The organism is Janthinobacterium sp. NKUCC06_STL (assembly GCF_019345455.1).
GTDB lineage: Bacteria > Pseudomonadota > Gammaproteobacteria > Burkholderiales > Burkholderiaceae_D > Janthinobacterium > Janthinobacterium rivuli.
In genome coordinates this window covers 99,297-116,305 of the sequence record NZ_JAHKQY010000006.1, presented here as the reverse complement: position 1 = coordinate 116,305, position 17,009 = coordinate 99,297, and the positions used below count along the sequence as shown (strand labels likewise).

The window sequence follows — 17,009 nt, the reverse complement described above, 5'->3', positions numbered from 1 at the left end:
ATCTGCGCTTGGGCGACATTTGCCCTTGACTCCGATTGAAGGAATGCCATGCCAGCTTATTTCGTGCGCCCCTTGGCGCTGTGTGTCGTGTCGGCCGTGTGCCTGTCTGCCAGTGCCGCCGAGGCGGTGGTGGATGCGCAGCAGCGCGCGTCCTTGCTGGAATTTTATGCACAGCAATATCCGGGCGATCCGGCTGCGCGCACCGTGTTCGAGAGCGTGCCCGTGGTGGGCGGCCGCGGCAGCGAAGTGGTGGGCAGCGTGGAAACGTCGCCGTATCGGGGCCATGGCGCGCTGTGCCGGACGCAGCGTACCAAGTTCGTGCTGCACGGCGAGGGCAAGCAGGCGCGCTGGCAAGAGGCGGGCATGGAGTATTACGCCTGGCTCGACCGTGGTACCTGCCGCGCGGTGGCCGAACCCGTGCGCATGCTGCAGCGTATTCCCGATGTGGAACTGGAAGGCGTGTTGCTGTACCAGAAGCCGCTGCTGGAGCGGGCGCGATTATTGATGGCGGGCAATACGGCCTGCGCCCCGTTGCGGGCGCTGAAATTTTCGCTGGCGGCGGTCGATGTGGGCACGGCCGCACCGCGTGCCGAAGAGCGCTATGCGCTGGTGTTCAAGAGCGACCGCGACAGCTACGCCCGTGTCTGGCTGCGCAAGAGCGGCGCCCAATATGACGCGTGGAATGTGACTTGCCCGCCGGTGCTGTAAGCTGCACACCCTCGATTTATTTTTTGACTGTTGCAACCATGAACGAAAATTCCACTTCCGCCCGCAGCTGGGGCACCATCGTCACGCATAGCGACGAGATGGCCATCATCTACCGCTATGTCGATACTTTCCATGACGACTGGGACCTGTCGTCGCAGCCGGACCGCATCATCATCGCCTGGCGTTATGAAGACGAAACGGGCATGCCCGCGCCGAACGAGCGCGAGCACATGGAAGAGCTGGAAGCGGCGCTGGCACCCGTGGTGGAAGAGGGCGGCTTCGCCACCCTGGCGCTGGTGTCGACCGGTGAAAACTTGCGCGAATGGATTTACTACACGCAGTCGGGCGAAGAATTTTTCAACCGCCTGAACACGGCGCTGGCGCCGCGTCCAAAGTTCCCGATCGAAATCCGCAGCGCGGCCGACCCCGCCTGGTCCACGTACGCGGGGTTTATGGCGGCGTTACCGAAGTAATTACACCAGCGCGGCCGTCACGATACGCGTGGCGGCCGTGATGATGTCCTGATTCGTGTCCGCTTTTTTCTGTTCGCGCGTGTAGTACACGGCGATGACCAGTGGCGCGCCGCTGGGCGGGTAGGCCACGCCGATGTCGTTGACGCTGCCATACGCGCCCGAGCCCGTTTTATCGGCCACTTGCCAGCCGGCAGGCACGCCGGCGCGGATGCGCTTGTCGCCCGTCGTGTTGCCGCGCATCCAGGTATCGAGTTGCTGGCGCTGCGGCGCCGGCAAGCTATTTCCCAACAACAATTGCTGCAAGCTGTGCGCCATCGACGCGGGGCTGGCCGTGTCGCGTACTTCTCCCGGGATGGCGCTGTTCAATTCCGTTTCCCAGCGTTCCAGCTGGAACACCGTATTGCCGATGCTGCGCGCAAACGCCGTCACGGCTTGCGGCCCGCCTAATAATGTCATCAAGAAATTGGCCGCGCTATTGTCGCTGTACTGCAAGGTGGCGGCGCACAGGTCGGCGACCGTCATGCCGTCGGCCAGATGCTTTTCCGTGATGGGCGAGTAGGTGACCAGTTCCTTTTTCTCGTAACGCACGTGCTGGTCCAGCAAGCCCGGCTGGCTGACGCTGCGCGCCAGCACAGCACCCGCCAGCATGGCCTTGAAGGTGCTGGCCAGGGGAAAGCGTTCATCGGCGCGGTAGGCCACGCGCAGCTCGCTGCCCTGGCGCCAGGCGGCAACGCCGAGGCGTCCTCCTGCGCCTTGTTCCAGCGCGGCCAATTGCGTCTGGGCGGCGGCGATGCTGGTGGCGGGCGCGGCAAACAACATCGGTGTCGGGCACAGCAGGGCGGCGCCGCCGGCCAGCAGGAGGTTGCGGCGGACGTGGTTCAGGGATTCAGTCATGGTCTGTCAGTGTTTTTTGGAGTGGAAAGAGTGGCCAGCAGTTCGCCGATGGCGAGCAGGTTGGCCGGTTTGGTCAGATGGTGGTCGAAGCCAGCCGCGCTCGATTGGCTGCGGTCGTTTTCGGCGCCCCAGCCCGTCAAGGCAACGAGCACGACGTTGGCGCCGGCCGGTATCCGGCGCAACGCGCGTGCCACTTCGTAGCCGTTCATGCCGGGCAGGCCGATGTCGAGGAAGATAACGTCCGGCAAGAATTGCGGCGCCACGGCCAGAGCCTGTGCGCCGTCGTGGGCCACTTGCGTGGCGTGGCCCATCATGTCGAGCACGGCGGCGAGGGTGTCGGCCGCATCGACATTGTCGTCGACCACCAGCACGCGGAAATGGCGGCTGCTGGCGGAGCTTGCGGCGATGGCCGGTTCGGCGGGCGCCTTGGGTTCCACCGTCAGCAGCGGCAGGCGCACGCTGAAGGTGCTGCCCAGGCCGGCGCCTGGACTGGCCACCGTGGCGCTGCCGCCATGCAGCTCGGCCAGGCGCCGCACCAGCGACAGGCCGATGCCCAGGCCGCCCTGCGCTCTGCCCATGTTTTGTCCCACTTGCGTAAACATGTCAAACACGGTGGCGATCGATTCGGCGGGGATGCCCACGCCGCTGTCTTTGACTTCGATCAAGGCCTCGTGGCCATCGCGTAATGCGCGCAAGCTGATCTGGCCGCCCGCCGGCGTGTACTTGGCGGCATTGTTGAGCAAATTGCCCAGCACTTGCGCCAGGCGCGTGGGGTCGGCCTCGAGCGACAGTGCCTGCTCGTCGAGTTCCACTTGCAATTGGTGGCGGCCCGCCTCGATCAGCGGCATGCTCGTTTCCACGGCGCCGGCGATGATGGTTTTCAAGTCCGTGCGCTCGGGCTTGAGTTCGATCTGGCCCCGCGTGATGCGTGCCACGTCGAGTAAATCATTGACCAGGTGCACCATCTGATTGACTTGCCGCTCCATCACGTCGCGCACCCGCGCCACGGTGGCGGGCTTGTCGGCGGCCAGGCGCATGATCTGCAAGCCGTTGCGGATGGGCGCCAGCGGGTTGCGCAGTTCGTGCGCCAGGGTGGCCAGGAATTCCGTCTTGCGCCGGTCCATTTCGGACAAGTTGTCGGCCAGCTGGCGCAATTGCTGTTCAGATCGCTTGCGTTCGCTGATGTCGCTGAACAATACCGTCAGCAGGCGGCTGCCGGGGCCGCCCAGGCGCGCGGCGAAGACTTCGAACCAGCGCTCCATGGCCACGGCTTCGTTTTCGTAGCGCACGGGCTCGCCGGTCTTGACGACCTGGTCGTACAGGTCGAACCAGTGCTGGTCGTGGTCGGGCACGAAGCTGCGGATGGTTTTGCCGATGGCGTTTTCCAGTCCCGACTGCTTGACGAAAGCGGGATTGCCTTCCAGGTAGCGGAAATCCACGGGGCGGCCCTGCTCGTCGTACAGCATTTCGATGACGCAAAAGGCCTGGTCCATCAACTCGATGAGGGTACGGTAGCGTTCCTCGCTGCGGCGCAGCGCATCTTCCACCTGTTTCTGGCGCGTGATGTCGAGCAGGACGCCGGGCAATTGCAAGGGCGTGCCATCGGGCGCGTATTCCGCGCGGCCCCGCGCGATGACCGAGCGGTACTGGCCATCGCCGGCACCGACGCGGTAACTGGCCTCAAATGGCGTGTGTGCTTGCAGCGCCTGGGTGATCTGCGCGCTGACTTGTTCGCGATCATCGGGATGGATGATGTCCAGATAGCGCGCCAGCGGCGCCGCCGTGGCCGCGTCGGCATTGACGGGGAACAAGCGCGCCATATTGCTGTCGGCCGTGACCCGGTCGGCCACGATGTCCCAGTTCCAGGTGGCCACTTCGCCGGCCGCCAGGGTCAGGCGCAAGGTTTCCTCGTTCTGTTTGCTGGCCGTCAGGTCGAGCGAGATGCCGGACAGGCCGATCACGTTGCCAGCGCCATCGCTGGCGCAAGTGCCGCGCATGTGCGCCCAGTGCAGCGCGCCATCGGGCCAGCGCACGCGGATATCGACTTCGAAATCGCTGGCGCTGGCGATCGCCGCATGCACTACCGCCTGCCAGTGCTGCAGGTCGCCGTCGAGCATGGCGCCCGTCAGCTGCGCGTAATCGATGTGGCTGTCAGGCGGCAGGCCCAGGTTGGCCTTGAAGGCATCGGAACCGGCCATGCTGCCGCTGCCCAGGTCGATCTCCCACGTGCCCATGCGACCGCCCTGCATGGCCAGGCGCAGCCGCTGTTCCGTCTGCCGTTGCTGCGTCACGTCGCAATGCGAGCCCAGCCATTCAACGATGCTGCCGTCGGGCGCCAGCACGGGCAGCATGCGCACGAGCATGTTGCGGTAGGCGCCGCTGACGTGGCGCAGCCGGTATTCCGCTTCGAACACGCTGGTCAGGTGCGATGGCATGACGTAAGGCAAGTTGCGGTCGTCCGGATGCAGGGCATTGACCCAGCCGCGGCCCAGCAGTTCAGCCTCGGTCTGGCCCGTGAAGGCGCGCCAGGATGGCTGGTCGGCATCGAACTGGCCGAAGGTTTTCGTGCTCCAGACGATGTCGCAATGGGCGCTCAGCAGTAAATGCGCCGCCTGGGCGGCGATGGTGGCGGACGGGACGGCGTTGCTGGGCTGGCTGGATTCTGGCATGGAGGCGATCGACGATGGTGCAGGGGGCTGCCGCCGCACTGCAATGGGGCGGCTTGGCAACTCAATTCTGGCGATATTACAACTATTTTTACCGCCATGGCTGTCTTGCTGGACGCCAATTCCGCTTTCGCGGGCCAGGCAAAAAAGTCGTGCCCTGCGGCAGGTGATCGGGGGAAATAGCAACGAAATAGCAACGAAATAGCAAGATCGAGGCGGTATTGTGGCTGAATAACCACTAGTCGGCCCATTATGTTGATGAATGAATATTTTACATAACAATATTCTTGCAGCGCACAAGGCGCTTGAATTAAATTGGCGCCTTACTCAAAAGTTGGTGTTCATCAGACATCCCAGAGATGCGGCCGCTACCGCTGTCAGCTAGCACGACAGCCAGGGCAGAGCCAGTGACGCCAGGAGTGGAGAGACATCCGCTCGCGCTGCTGCACCGTGATGGTGCAGACGATCATCCAGCGCCGTACATAAGCCGGAGACAGGTTTCGCAATTCTTTTTTAAACTTCTGGGAAACAACATGATCAAGATGTCCAAGATGCACAAGCGTTTGTGCGCCAAAAGCGCTGCTATGCTGGCACTGTCCGCTGCCTTGCCTATCGGCTCGGCTTACGCTGATGAAGTCGCTGCTGATACGACCCCTGCCGCCAGCCAGCTGGAAACCGTGACCGTGACGGCACAGCGCCGCAAGGAAAATATCCGCGACGTGCCCGTCTCCGTGTCGCTGCTGCGCGACGAAAAGCTCGACGTGCTGGTATCCGGCGGACAAGACATTCGCGTGTTGGCCGGCAAAGTGCCGAGCCTGAACGTGGAATCGTCGAATGGCCGCACCTTCCCCCGCTTCTACATCCGCGGCTATGGCAATACCGACTTCAACATCTTTGCATCGCAACCTGTTTCCCTGATTTACGACGATGTCGTGCAAGAAAATCCTATCCTCAAGGGCTATCCGATTTTCGACGTGGCTGGCGTGGAAGTGCTGCGCGGCCCGCAAGGCACCTTGTTCGGCCGCAACACCCCTGCCGGCGTGGTCAAGTTCGAATCCGTCAAGCCGAACCTGGACAAGGTTGAAGGCTATTACAACGTCTCGGCCGCCACGCACAACACGACCAATTTCGATGGCGCCGTCAACGTGCCGCTGAGCAAAGAATGGGCCATGCGTGTCTCGACCTTGCGCCAGCACCGCGACGACTACGTCGACAACACGTTTACGGGCAAGAAAAACGCGCTGGACGGCTACAACGAACACGCCGAACGCGTGCAGTTGATGTATGCGCCGAACGGCACGTTCAACGCCCTGTTCAATGTGCATCAGCGCAGCACCACGGGCAGCGCGCGCGTGTTCTACGCTAACATGATTAAGCAGGGCACGAACGATATCGTCGACGGTTTCGACCCGAACAAGTCGTTTACGAATGCACCGAACTTCCAGCGCCTGCGCACCAACGGCGCCAGCGCCCGCTTGAGCTGGGACCTGGACGGTATCAAACTGTACTCGATCACCGGTTTTGAACAGGTCGGCAATTACGTGTCGCATGGCGATATCGACGGCGGCACACGGACGGGCCCGGGCGACGTTCCCTTCCAGGTTGAAACGGCTGGCGGCATCACCAGCGTGAAACAGTACTCACAAGAGTTCCGCGCCGAATCGAAGAATGCCGGTCCGCTCAACTGGCAGGCTGGCGTGTACTACTTCAACGAAAACGCCAACGGTTTCACCGACAACTTCGATACCGACACGCACGTGCTGATCAAGCACCTGGCCAGCCGCCAGAAAAACAGTGCCTGGGCCACCTTTGGTTCCGTCAACTACGCCGTCAACGACGACTTCATGCTGCGCGCCGGTTTGCGCTACACCAAGGACAAGAAGGATTTTGACACGGTATCGGTCTACAACATCGATCAAAAGAATCCGACCAGCGCCGATGTCAGCAAGGCCAAGGTCAACTGGGACTTGAGCGGTACGTATAAATACAACAAGGACGTGAATTTCTATGGCCGTATCGCCACCGGTTTCCGTGCTCCAAGTATTGCTCCGGCCAGCGACACTGTACCCGTAACGGTGGCTGATGCGGAAACGATCACCTCGTTCGAAGCCGGCGTCAAGGCAGACCTGTTCAACCGCCGCGCCCGCGTCGCCTTCAGCCTGTACAACTACCAGGTGAAAAACCAGCAATTGACGGTCGTTGGCGGCACCTCGAACGTGACGCGTTTGATCAATGCGGCCAAGACGAATGGCCGCGGCGCGGAACTGGAACTGGAAGGTTTTGTCACGCCTAGCCTGAAGATGTCGCTGGGCGGCAGCTACAACTTCACGGAAATCAAGGACCCGAGCCTGTCGATCGCCACCTGCAATCCGAAGCGCTGCAACGTGACGGATCCGAAAAACGCCGCCGGCAATGCCATCATCGACGGCAACCCATTGCCGCAAGCGCCGAAGTGGACGGTCACCGCCACGGGCCGCTATTCGATCCCGATGGAAAACGGCGAATTCTTCGTCTTCACGGACTGGGCTTACCGCAGCAAGATCAACTTCTTCCTGTACGAGTCCACCGAGTTCACCGGCAAGCCGATGGTCGAAGGTGGCTTGCGCGTGGGCTACACCTGGGATGCTGGCAAGTATGAAATGGCCGTTTTTGGCCGCAACATCACCGACACCCAGCGTATCACGGGCGCCATCGACTTCAACAACCGCACGGGCTTCATCAATGAGCCGCGTCAGTTTGGTGTGCAGTTCAAAGGCAACTTCTAAGAACACATAAGCAAACCTACTGCGCGTCGTGATTTGCGGCCTGCGATGCTCACTGTGCTAAAGCACAGCTGCGCTTCTCAGCCGCAACTCACTGCCGCTCGCTACGGTTTTCTTAAGTGTTCGGTTCCAGGGCCGGCCCTAGCTGCTGGCCTGCATTGCTACCCGCCCGGTTCGCCGCGGCGGGTTTTTTTATGCCCGTTCGGGAAGGCGTGCCAGCCGCTGCGCCCAGGCGGGAATGGCTTGCCGCCAGAAGTCTTCCACGTTCTCGGCGCACACATCGAGGCCGAGGAAGCGGGCCGCCGGCAGCAGCGCCGACGCCAGCAGTTCGGTGGCTTGTGTTCCTGTATCGAAGGCGAGGGCGCCCGTCTGCTTGGACAGCTTTTCGCCGCTGTCGTTCGTGACGACAGGCACGTGCAGGAAGCCGGGATGCGGCAAGCCCAGCACATCCTGCAGATACAGCTGGCGTGGCGTGGAATCGAGCAAGTCCGCGCCACGCACCACCTGCGTGATGCCCTGTGCGCCATCGTCGACGACGACGGCCAGCTGATACGCCCAGTAACCATCGCCGCGCAGCACGATGAAGTCGCCCACGTCGCTGGCCAGATCCTGCCGCTGCGGACCGGCCCAGCGGTCGGCAAAAGCGTATACGGCATCGGCCCCCTGCGGCACGCGCAGCCGCAAGGCCCGCGCCGCCTTGCCCGGCGCCAAGCCGTGGCGGCAGGTGCCCGGATACACGGCGGCCCCATTTTTCGGTGCTCCCGCCTGCAAGTTCGAATCCTGAATCTCCTTGCGCGAACAGCCGCACGCATACACGAACCCATCGTCCTGCAATTGCTTGAGTGCCGCCTCGTACAGCGGCAGCCGCCGGCTCTGCCACGTCGCCTCGCCATCCCAGTGCATGCCACAGCGCTGCAGGCTGGCCAGGATACCCAGATCGGCACCCTCGACATTGCGGTCATAGTCCAGGTCCTCGATACGCAACAGCCACGTGCCCCGATGCACTTTCGCATCGAGATAACTGGCCATGGCGGCAACGAGCGAGCCCATGTGCAGGGGACCGGAGGGGGAGGGGGCGAAGCGGCCGATGTAGGGGGCGGTGGGAGAGTTCGGAGACGGCATGCTGTGAGTGTAGGCAGTGGTGACAGGCGCTGATGGTTGATTGCTCAGGGTGGGGAGCTTTGGCGACAGCGGCAAGTATCGTGCAGGGCGATGGGCAAGTCAAATCCTGGGCTGCTCCCGGCATTGCCTAATTGATCATCAAATGCGTAACGTTATCTTCAACATAAGAAATTTCTTCTCTGCAGTAATGCGCGTCATTTAGCGCTCTGAAATGTAAATGCTTGTCGAATTCCTTCGTTCTGAACTTGTTACTGAACAGTGCTACAACGCTTCCCTCATCTGGCCAGCCTGAAGAATGCAATGCTATCAATGCATTTTCAAAAGCAATTTCATCGAGAAGACAGATTTTTAATTTTCGAGGTAGCTTCTTCAATAAATTCAGCCATCGTATCTCACTTGCTTTTGGAAAAAAGGTATCACTATTTTTTATGGATGCCACTATTCGTTGCTGCACTTCTACAGATTTATCTATATTGATATACGATTCACAATGATCATTCATTTTCAATCTGATGGGTGATTTTCTGGCTGTTTTGTACTGCAAGATTATGCATGAGGAGGATATTTTTATGTCATGCTGTACGATAACGCTGCCCCACGAAAATTGAAATGCTATTTCTGATAGTCCTTTCATTTTACCGGGAATGCCAGACTTTCTTTGAATTTGTTTGACTAGCGATGATTCACTAACGCCGTTGCCTACAGAATTATTTTCAAAGTAATGTATTATTATGCAATCTATTTCGGGGAAATTCTCTTTTGCAATAATTAACTCGACAACGTAATCGCCTAGCCATCCATTGATGTCAAAAATATACATTCCAGCCGCTGTTGTTGTAGGTATGGTATGGAATGTATTGATAATGCTATTTATGAAATCGTTTGCTGGAGTTTTTTTCGATAAGGCAATCTCTCCATTGACGAACAGTAGTCCATCAATGAAATCAAAAATATAGCTTGGGATTACAAATTTTTTCATTCTGTTATGCGAAATTTTGAATGAGGCATCTCGTATGAATTATTGCAGTGATTCAGCACGGTTCGTAGAGGCAAATATTGTTCCCCATCGGATCTTCGACGTTCAGAAAACTTGCGTAGGGAGTCTCTACGTAATTGACGAAAAAAGCAGTTTTTTCCAGTCGCTCCTTGAGCGTGTCAATATTTTTCGTTGGTAAAGTGAATAGATTGAGCGTGCCACCTTTGCTACCTACGCGATGTGCTTGTTCAATGTTTGAAGGATGCATGAATTCTATTGAGAAATTTTTGTTGGACTCGTGCGCCATTGTCAGGCGGCGACTTGTACCTGAATCACACTGAATGATGCTATCCATCGTAATAACGAATCCGAGATTATCAGTATAAAATTCTTTTGCCTCGTCAAAATTCAGGCAAAGTATTCCTATATTGATTGTGTTTAACATGTGATTTTTCTGTATTTCATGGTTCTCTTGGGAAGATAGGATAAATATTTCCAACTCTTTTCCTCTGAATTTTCATTGATCAGTAGATTGATTATTTTTGGCGTGATTAGTTTGGTATTCCAATCATTGGACAGCTTAATGTGGATATCAGTTCCATTTCCAATTTCAAAATTCATACTTGATAAAAATTTCTTATGTGGATAAATAAGAATTTTCATTTTGGTCCTTTGATTTATTGCGTATGAAAATTGTGCATATTCCACGATATTCCAATTGATGCCATCGCTGATTGAAGAGATGCTGAAGCTGAAATTTTGCCCCATGAAAAATTAAATGCGGAGAATGTTTTCTTTATCTCATCAGGACCTTTTCCCAAGACTTCAGCAAGTAATTTGGCTAGTCGGTTTTTGTCGGCTATTAATTGGTACTCTGTCGTGTTATATCCATATTTTTTTGTATTTCCCCCATCCCACGATAGCCAAACACTCTTCATGCAATAATTTTTAAAAATAAAATTTATGCCAAACTCAAATTCATTCAATCTTCCGCAGGTTGATAAATTGTGCACATAAGTGTTTGTTTTATTGTCTTCTATCTCAATGTTATTTTCTTTTGCAATTTGAATAAATTCAGATTCGTTAAGTGGCGCCATCATGATGCCATCCAATAGGAAATAACCACTTTCTTTATCAAAGGATAATGTTTTCATTTTTTGAAACCTTGCCGGATGACCTGGTACGGAGTGGTAATACGATAATCCCCAGCCGGACAATATGCCTTGACCGCTAACGGATGAGATTTTCGCATATCCACTCTAGAGTTTTCGCATAGGAAATATTTCCTTGTTCCCGTTCTTGGGCCGCATCATGAAGAAAAGAGTTCTGTAGTTCCGGAGTTCTCTTTTGCGTGATCCACATGCAAATAGAATCAGCGATAGCATGATCTATATTTTCCTCATCAAGTATTTTTGCCATCATGTGCAAACCTTTCAAAACATGATTTTTCCACATGTGGAATTCGGCCACAATCATGGGCAGTCTCAGGGATTTTCTTTTTTCGAAGCGATCAAGAATTTTCTCTTGTTCATAGCTTGGTGAGTTGTGCAGGTAGTAACTAAATATAGGTTCAATATGGCTATTGAAAACATCGCCGTCGTCGGCAGATATTGTTCTTCCGGACGCAATTTCTTCATGATGAATTAGAGTGAACTCTATTTGATTGATAGTCTAATTTTATCTATGATAGTTTGAACTGATGATTTTTCTCGTCTTTTTTGAAATGGTATAAGTGATGGATCTTCCCAGTGATGTTTTTCCACCTAGTATTTTTTTACCGGGTGCAAAATTTGGTACGAAAGTTATTTTAATATCTTCGTTGTTGTCTTGAATATATATTTCAAAATCTGAAATATTTCTTTGCTCTTTTCTGAATTCATCCAAAGCCACGAGCAATTTTTCAAGATTTTTTCCGGAAATTTTTTCTTCCAAGTTTTCCATTTTGGATATATGTTTTTCATATCTCTATCGGGATAGGAAAGGTATGTGGGAGTACTCTGCTAATTAATATTTACTTTATTTATTATATATTTGTGTTTTTGCCATATATTATCATTATCGAGCAAAATGATGATTTTTGATCTGCCTTGATTAGTATGTATCCCCACGAGAAAGAAAAAAAATCCTCGTACTTTGTCGATATTTCAGCTGATTGACCTAGTGATTTTGAAACTAACTTACTAAGATATTTTTTTTCATTGATCATTTCCGAGTGACTGGAGTTATAGCCAAGTCTGTTTGTTATTCCATCTGTCCAGATTATTTCAATAATGTAAAGAATTCCATTTTTAAATCTGAAATTTACTCTTGTCTCCAGATTGAGAAAATTAATACTTTGTATGCTATATGTTTCAAATTCGTTTATTTCCCCAAAACCTTCAAGAAAATTTATGTTTTTTATTTCTTTGGTTGACGTATCTTTGTTTACGTGAAAATTCTCATTTATTTCGATATCTCCAGTATTTTTGTTAATATTCATTTGAGTCTTCGAAAATTTAAATATTTTCGCATTAGCTTTGAGTTTTGATATATCTGAATCATCAATGAAGTATTGATTTCCTCCTCCTGCGTCTGTAATGTATGTGCCAATAGCTCTTGCTTCCTTTGCTGCCATTCCTTGAGCGCATGGATGGGTGTTTTGCACCGATGGCCCGTTGTGGAAGGTGGCTGCTGGTCATTTTTAAGATTTTTTATGAACATATCTTACTTTAATGTAATTTAATAAAATTCATTTTTGATAATTTATTTTAATTATTTTCTTGTTTTTTTTGAGATAAGATAAACCACCGTCCGACCCAGCGAGGTTTTTCCTCCTAGCATTGGACTCTCTCCCTTTGCAAGATTTGGGTGAAATTTTAACTCTATTTCATTATCATCATCTTTTATGTAGATAATGAAATCCTCAATATTTTTTTGTTTTTTTTCAAAATCAATATAGGCAATTGTTATATATTTAAAGTATTCCCCAGAAATTTTGTCATCAAATTTTCGGACTTTTTCCATAATTTTTTCTCCTTTAATTTCTTTGTTGGACTCAATATTTTGTGCGGATGATTTGTGTGTAAAAGTTCGATGGTCAGCACCTTGTCGAGCGCGATGCTGGCATCGTCGGACAGCACTTCCACCACATAGGAAAAGTCGCGCGACAGGCTTTCGCTCGCGGACAGGCTGTTGGCGAGGAAGCGGATGCCGGCGGGGCCGTCGCCATGCGGAAAGCGCAGGCGCATCAGGCGCTGACCCTGCATGTCGCCCGTCAATGCCGTCCATGCCGCCGTCGTATCGGGGAACTCGCTCATCGCGCATCGCTTCACGGTAGGGATCGTTGGCCGACTGTAGCAATAGCGAACACAAGCGTTTTGCGCGGCCGCAAGGATCAATCGTTGAATGAAGGCATCAAGTGCATTTCGTAATGTTTGTCATCGCGGTGGCGCGGCGTTGCCGCATCGCCAAGGAAACTGTTGCAGCCGAGGCCGCCTTGTGGCGCTGCCGTCAACGTCGTCCCTTGCACATCGCTGGCGCGCAGCACCAGCACGATGTCGTAGCGCACGAGCGGCTGGCCGAACAGCATCAGCATGTGCCGCAGCGCCTCGCTGCCAGGGGCGCGCGGCAGGAAGCTGGCGTGCTGCTGCGCCGTGAGCGGGCCGAGGCGCAGGCGCACGGCCAGATCGGGACGGCGGCAGCGCTCGCCGATGGTGGCACGCTGGCCCAGCACGGCATTGGCCATGCCCAGCGCCGTTTGTTCGCGCGGCGCCAGCACGTCCATGGCTCCCGTCGCCTCGTCGATATGGCAGGGCACGCCGAAGTGGTCGGTGAGGATGCGCGCCATGACGATGGACGAGATGTTGCGCTGCTGCAGCAAGCCGCTGTACAGGCCGGCGGCCGCCTCGTCCTGGCCCTGGCCCGGCTGGCATGCGGCCAGGGCCAGCAGGCGCGACAGGAAGTCCCCGTCATGGCCGGCTTGCTCGATGCGGTATTTTTGCCAGGCCTGGTAAAACAGGGCCACGGCGCGGCTGGAAAACAGGTCGAGAAAGGCGCGTGGGCCGGTGTCGCGTTCGCTATGCTGGTGCGCGGCGATGCGCTCCGAATAGTGGCTGGGCAAGCTGCCCTGGCAACCCAGCAAGCCCATGAAAGCAGGCGTAAGGTGGATGTGCTGGCCGTGGCCGGACAGCAGCGCCTGCAGCAGGGCATCCGCATCGTCGATGCCGCCCGTCGCGAGCGTCTCGACCTGACTGGCGGGAAAGCGCAGCGAGACGCTATTGTCGAAGCGCACGAGCTTTGCCAGCGCCGTGTGTTCGTCGATGCCGTGTTCGGCCAGCCACGCCAGCAGCAGGCGCAGGGCCTGGAAGCACTCGAAGCGCTGCGGCGCGTCGAGCAATTGCTGGATCACGCTGGGGTGGCGTCGGCGCTGCGTTCCGGGCATCGTATGAGTTCCTCGCCGCTGCGGTGCGACAGCAGCGTCAGTTGGCTAAAGCAGTTGAGTTGGCTGTTCAGGGCGAAATAACGCTGCAGCACCTGGGCAAAAATATGGATACTGCAGCCGACGAAGGCTTGCTCGTCGATGCCCAGGCGGATGGCGATGCCGGGCATCAGGGTGGGAAACGGCACGGTGGGCATCCACGCGCGCGTGCTGCCGTGTTCGAGCGTGACGATGCCCTGAATCAACCGCTGCGTGGTGGGCGAGCGGGGCAGGTCGTACAGGCCCAGCATTTTCTGGAATTCACCCAGGCCCGCCTGCGTCAGGCTGGAGTAATTGAGCGACAGGTGCGCAATCAGGCGCCAGTGGGTGTCCGCCAGGAAACGCACGCTGGGCGTGGGCTTGCGCAGGAAGCGCGCGGGGATACCGTCGGGCACGTCTTCGGCCAGCAAGTCGCCGCCGGGCAAGCCGTAGTGCAACTGCGTGGGCAAGTCGCGGTTGCTGCACAGCAGCTGCGTCGAGACGGTGGCGCAGGCCGCGCTGCCTGGTGAAAACTGCGGGTCGATCAGGCTCAGCCGCATTTCATGGCCGGGGCTGATGGCGGCCACGGCTTCGTCGCGGCGCGCCAGCCAATATTGACCACGCTCCTGGCCCTGTTCTACCTGAGAACCCTGCAGCGAGGCATATAGGGGCAAGAAAGTGCTGAGGCGCTCGCCGGTCTCGTCCTTGCGCACCACGGTGACGGCCTCGATGCTGTGCACGTCATAGGCAAACGCATGCGTGGCATCGGCCACCAGCGCGTAGTCGGGCTCGGTATGCGTGAGGCGGATGGGCACGCCGGACTTGGCAAACAGGTTGACGACGGGCGTGCAGCCGAGCAAAAGATTATCGGGGCTGACGCCGGACAAGAGCCGCGCCTCGTGGCTGTCGCTGCGCACGCCCTTGAGCGGCAGGTGCAGGGTGAACTGGCGGCACTGTTTTGGCAGCAGGGTGGCCAGCAGGGACCATGCGATATCGATGAAATGAAATTTTTCCGGAAACGCGAAATACTCGGTCAGCAGGCGCAAGGCCGGGTGCGAACGGGCGGAAATGGGGATCAGCGCGTCGTCGTCCGCATAGCCTGCCGGCGCCAGCAAGGCACCGTCGATGGCTTGCCACGGGCCGTGTTCGTCCAGCGCCACGTACGCGCCCGCGCCGTGCAGGAACAGGGCGTCGAGCAGGGCCGCGCGCACCGACGGTTCGCCATCGGCAAACAGGCGCAGGCTGGCAAAGCCGGCCTGGTCCAGGTGGTAATTATCACTGCTGCTGCTGAACTGCATGCTGAGCAAGGCGCTGGCGCCATCGGGCAGGCGCAGGCCGGGCGGGGCGTCGATGATGGGCGAGAAATGCAGCTGCGTGATCGCCAGCGGCGCCAGGCTCACGTCATACGCGCTGGTGAACTTGCAAGCGACGCCCTGCACCGGTTGCGAGCGCAGCACGGTGCCGCGTGGGACATGCGCCACCTGGACCAGCTGACCGCCGCTCGGCGCTTCGTCTGCCGCGATGCGCACGATGGAGCACGAAGGAAACGGCCGCAGGTAGTGCGGGTACAGGGTTTCCAGCAAGGAGTTGGTGAATTGCGGATAGGCGTCGTCGAGGCGCTTGGCGACCCTGGCTGTCAGCAGGGCAACGGACTGGATCAGGCGCTCGATGTGCGGGTCTTCGCAAGTGTCTCCGGCGATCAGCAGGCGCCCGGCCGCTTTCGGATAGCGGCTGGAAAATTCGCGCGTGTACTGGCGGAACAGGCCCAGCTCGCGCTCGTAATACGGCAGTAGTTGTTCCACGGTCGCGCTCTCCGCCAGCAGGAAAGCTTCATGCTGGCATCAGGCGCGACCGTGAGTGTTGATGCGTAACAATGAATTTTAGAAATGGTACTCCGCGCGTATCATCGGCGTCTTTGCCGTTTGCCCCACGTTGCCCGTGGTGGAGGGCGAGTTGCCGAACTTGTTCTTCCAGTACTGGTATTCCAGACCCACGCGGAAGGTGTTCTTGGCGCTGCCGAGGGCCGCGCCCACGTCGAACATCACCTGCATGTCGATGTTCGTTTCCACCGCCGTCTTGCGGCCCACTTCATCGTTGCCTTTTGAATCGATGAGGTTAAAGAATCCTTCGAACGAGAACAGCGGCGACAGCGGGATACCCCAGGCGCCCGTCAGCATGGCGTGCGTTTTATACGTGTAGCGGCCCGTCACTTGCGAGATGGGCGGGAAGGCGCCGCTGGGGGCGTTGCTTTCACGCAGCAACAGCAGGCTGGTGTTGAAGAAACCGGGCACGTCCCACATCAGGGTAGGGCCGGCCACCAGCATGCGCTTGCGCGAATTGTAGCCGACGTCATTCTTGGTGTTGACGTCGAAACCGAGGGTGACGCCGACGCCGCGCACGGGGCCGAACTTGATGTCGCTGCCGCGCACCTTGCCGATGTCGATGGTGTTGCGGTACACCAGGTACGCTTCCTGCGCGCCGGACGTCTTGCCGAGCGCGCCAGGGTCCTTGCTGTCGGACATGAGGAAATCGAGGTTGACGAAATTGCTGCCGTATTTGTAGCCGCTGGCGTGCGTGATGGCGAAGATGTTTTTCTTGATGTCGTCCGGATTGAACGGCTCGCGGTAATCATTGCCGGCGCGCCAGCTCAGCGCGGTATCGCTCCATTCGGCAGCCTGGGCGGTTGCGCCCACGCCGAGGGTGGTAGTGAGGCAGAGCAACAGACACGGTATGGTTTTTGGCACTTTCGGCTCCTGATGGCGGTGTGGGGAAACGGGAAATGAAATAGCAGGGGGTGTAGCCCGCATGAAGCGCTGCGATGGGGATAATTACGCGCCGTTCAATCCATGATGCGAGAAGCGCCGCGTCGGGCGATATGTCTTGTCTGCATACTTACTATCATTTCTTGCATATAATCATCGCACCTTCTCGCCCTTGCGGGGCAAGGCGGCCGCTGTAAAGCTGATAATTTTT

The 17,009-nt window shown here is 56.5% G+C and carries 16 protein-coding genes; 3 read left to right on the top strand and 13 right to left on the bottom strand.

What is annotated here, in order from left to right:
- Positions 1 to 48: 48 nt before the first annotated feature.
- Together KO539_RS19375 and KO539_RS19370 are read left to right on the top strand one after the other, a co-directional pair.
- Positions 49 to 708: a hypothetical protein gene (locus KO539_RS19375; protein WP_219310983.1), complete on the top strand. Its 660-nt coding sequence runs from the start codon at positions 49 to 51 to the stop codon at positions 706 to 708.
- Positions 709 to 746: 38 nt separating this feature from the next.
- Positions 747 to 1,181, top strand: a complete 435-nt coding sequence (locus KO539_RS19370) for a DUF695 domain-containing protein (RefSeq protein ID WP_100875823.1) — start codon at positions 747 to 749, stop codon at positions 1,179 to 1,181.
- On the opposite strand, the gene bla is transcribed toward KO539_RS19370, so the two are convergent.
- Both bla and KO539_RS19360 read right to left on the bottom strand, forming a co-directional pair.
- Entirely contained in the window at positions 1,182 to 2,075 is an 894-nt protein-coding gene (gene bla / locus KO539_RS19365; protein WP_219310982.1) for a class A beta-lactamase, read from the bottom strand.
- A complete protein-coding gene (locus tag KO539_RS19360; protein ID WP_219310981.1) occupies positions 2,072 to 4,744 on the bottom strand; it encodes a PAS domain-containing protein in 2,673 nt (890 codons plus the stop codon). The genes bla and KO539_RS19360 overlap by 4 nt, the downstream gene beginning before the upstream one ends.
- 530 nt (positions 4,745 to 5,274) lie before the next feature.
- Between KO539_RS19360 and KO539_RS19355 the strand changes: the two genes are divergently transcribed.
- Complete coding sequence (locus KO539_RS19355) at positions 5,275 to 7,506, top strand: TonB-dependent receptor (RefSeq protein WP_219310980.1); 2,232 nt, start codon at positions 5,275 to 5,277, stop codon at positions 7,504 to 7,506.
- Positions 7,507 to 7,695: 189 nt separating this feature from the next.
- Here the strand turns inward: KO539_RS19355 and gluQRS are convergent, their stop codons facing one another.
- The 11 genes from gluQRS to KO539_RS19300 all read right to left on the bottom strand — a co-directional run bounded on the left by gluQRS (position 7,696) and on the right by KO539_RS19300 (position 16,780).
- The gene (gene gluQRS, locus KO539_RS19350; RefSeq protein WP_219310979.1) at positions 7,696 to 8,625 is read right to left on the bottom strand and encodes a tRNA glutamyl-Q(34) synthetase GluQRS; all 930 of its coding nucleotides are present in this window, start codon (positions 8,623 to 8,625) and stop codon (positions 7,696 to 7,698) included.
- Positions 8,626 to 8,752: 127 nt separating this feature from the next.
- A complete protein-coding gene (locus KO539_RS19345; protein ID WP_219310978.1) occupies positions 8,753 to 9,604 on the bottom strand; it encodes a hypothetical protein in 852 nt (283 codons plus the stop codon).
- 52 nt (positions 9,605 to 9,656) lie between these two features.
- A complete protein-coding gene (locus tag KO539_RS19340) occupies positions 9,657 to 10,046 on the bottom strand; it encodes a VOC family protein (protein WP_219310977.1) in 390 nt (129 codons plus the stop codon).
- 232 nt (positions 10,047 to 10,278) lie between these two features.
- Positions 10,279 to 10,755, bottom strand: a complete 477-nt coding sequence (locus KO539_RS19335; RefSeq protein ID WP_219310976.1) for a hypothetical protein — start codon at positions 10,753 to 10,755, stop codon at positions 10,279 to 10,281.
- 76 nt (positions 10,756 to 10,831) lie between these two features.
- Positions 10,832 to 11,077: a hypothetical protein gene (locus tag KO539_RS19330; RefSeq protein ID WP_219310975.1), complete on the bottom strand. Its 246-nt coding sequence runs from the start codon at positions 11,075 to 11,077 to the stop codon at positions 10,832 to 10,834.
- A gap of 201 nt (positions 11,078 to 11,278) precedes the next feature.
- Entirely contained in the window at positions 11,279 to 11,542 is a 264-nt protein-coding gene (locus KO539_RS19325) for a hypothetical protein (RefSeq protein ID WP_219310974.1), read from the bottom strand.
- An 82-nt stretch (positions 11,543 to 11,624) separates the two neighbouring features.
- Entirely contained in the window at positions 11,625 to 12,245 is a 621-nt protein-coding gene (locus KO539_RS19320) for a hypothetical protein (RefSeq protein ID WP_219310973.1), read from the bottom strand.
- A 301-nt stretch (positions 12,246 to 12,546) separates the two neighbouring features.
- On the bottom strand, positions 12,547 to 12,858 hold the full coding sequence (locus tag KO539_RS19315; RefSeq protein WP_219310972.1) for a hypothetical protein: 312 nt from the start codon (positions 12,856 to 12,858) through the stop codon (positions 12,547 to 12,549).
- A 116-nt stretch (positions 12,859 to 12,974) separates the two neighbouring features.
- On the bottom strand, positions 12,975 to 14,021 hold the full coding sequence (tssG, locus tag KO539_RS19310) for a type VI secretion system baseplate subunit TssG (protein ID WP_219310971.1): 1,047 nt from the start codon (positions 14,019 to 14,021) through the stop codon (positions 12,975 to 12,977).
- A complete protein-coding gene (gene tssF / locus KO539_RS19305; RefSeq protein ID WP_219310970.1) occupies positions 13,985 to 15,838 on the bottom strand; it encodes a type VI secretion system baseplate subunit TssF in 1,854 nt (617 codons plus the stop codon). The genes tssG and tssF overlap by 37 nt, the downstream gene beginning before the upstream one ends.
- A 78-nt stretch (positions 15,839 to 15,916) precedes the next feature.
- On the bottom strand, positions 15,917 to 16,780 hold the full coding sequence (locus KO539_RS19300) for an outer envelope protein (RefSeq protein ID WP_374106458.1): 864 nt from the start codon (positions 16,778 to 16,780) through the stop codon (positions 15,917 to 15,919).
- Between the last annotated feature and the right edge of the window lie 229 nt (positions 16,781 to 17,009).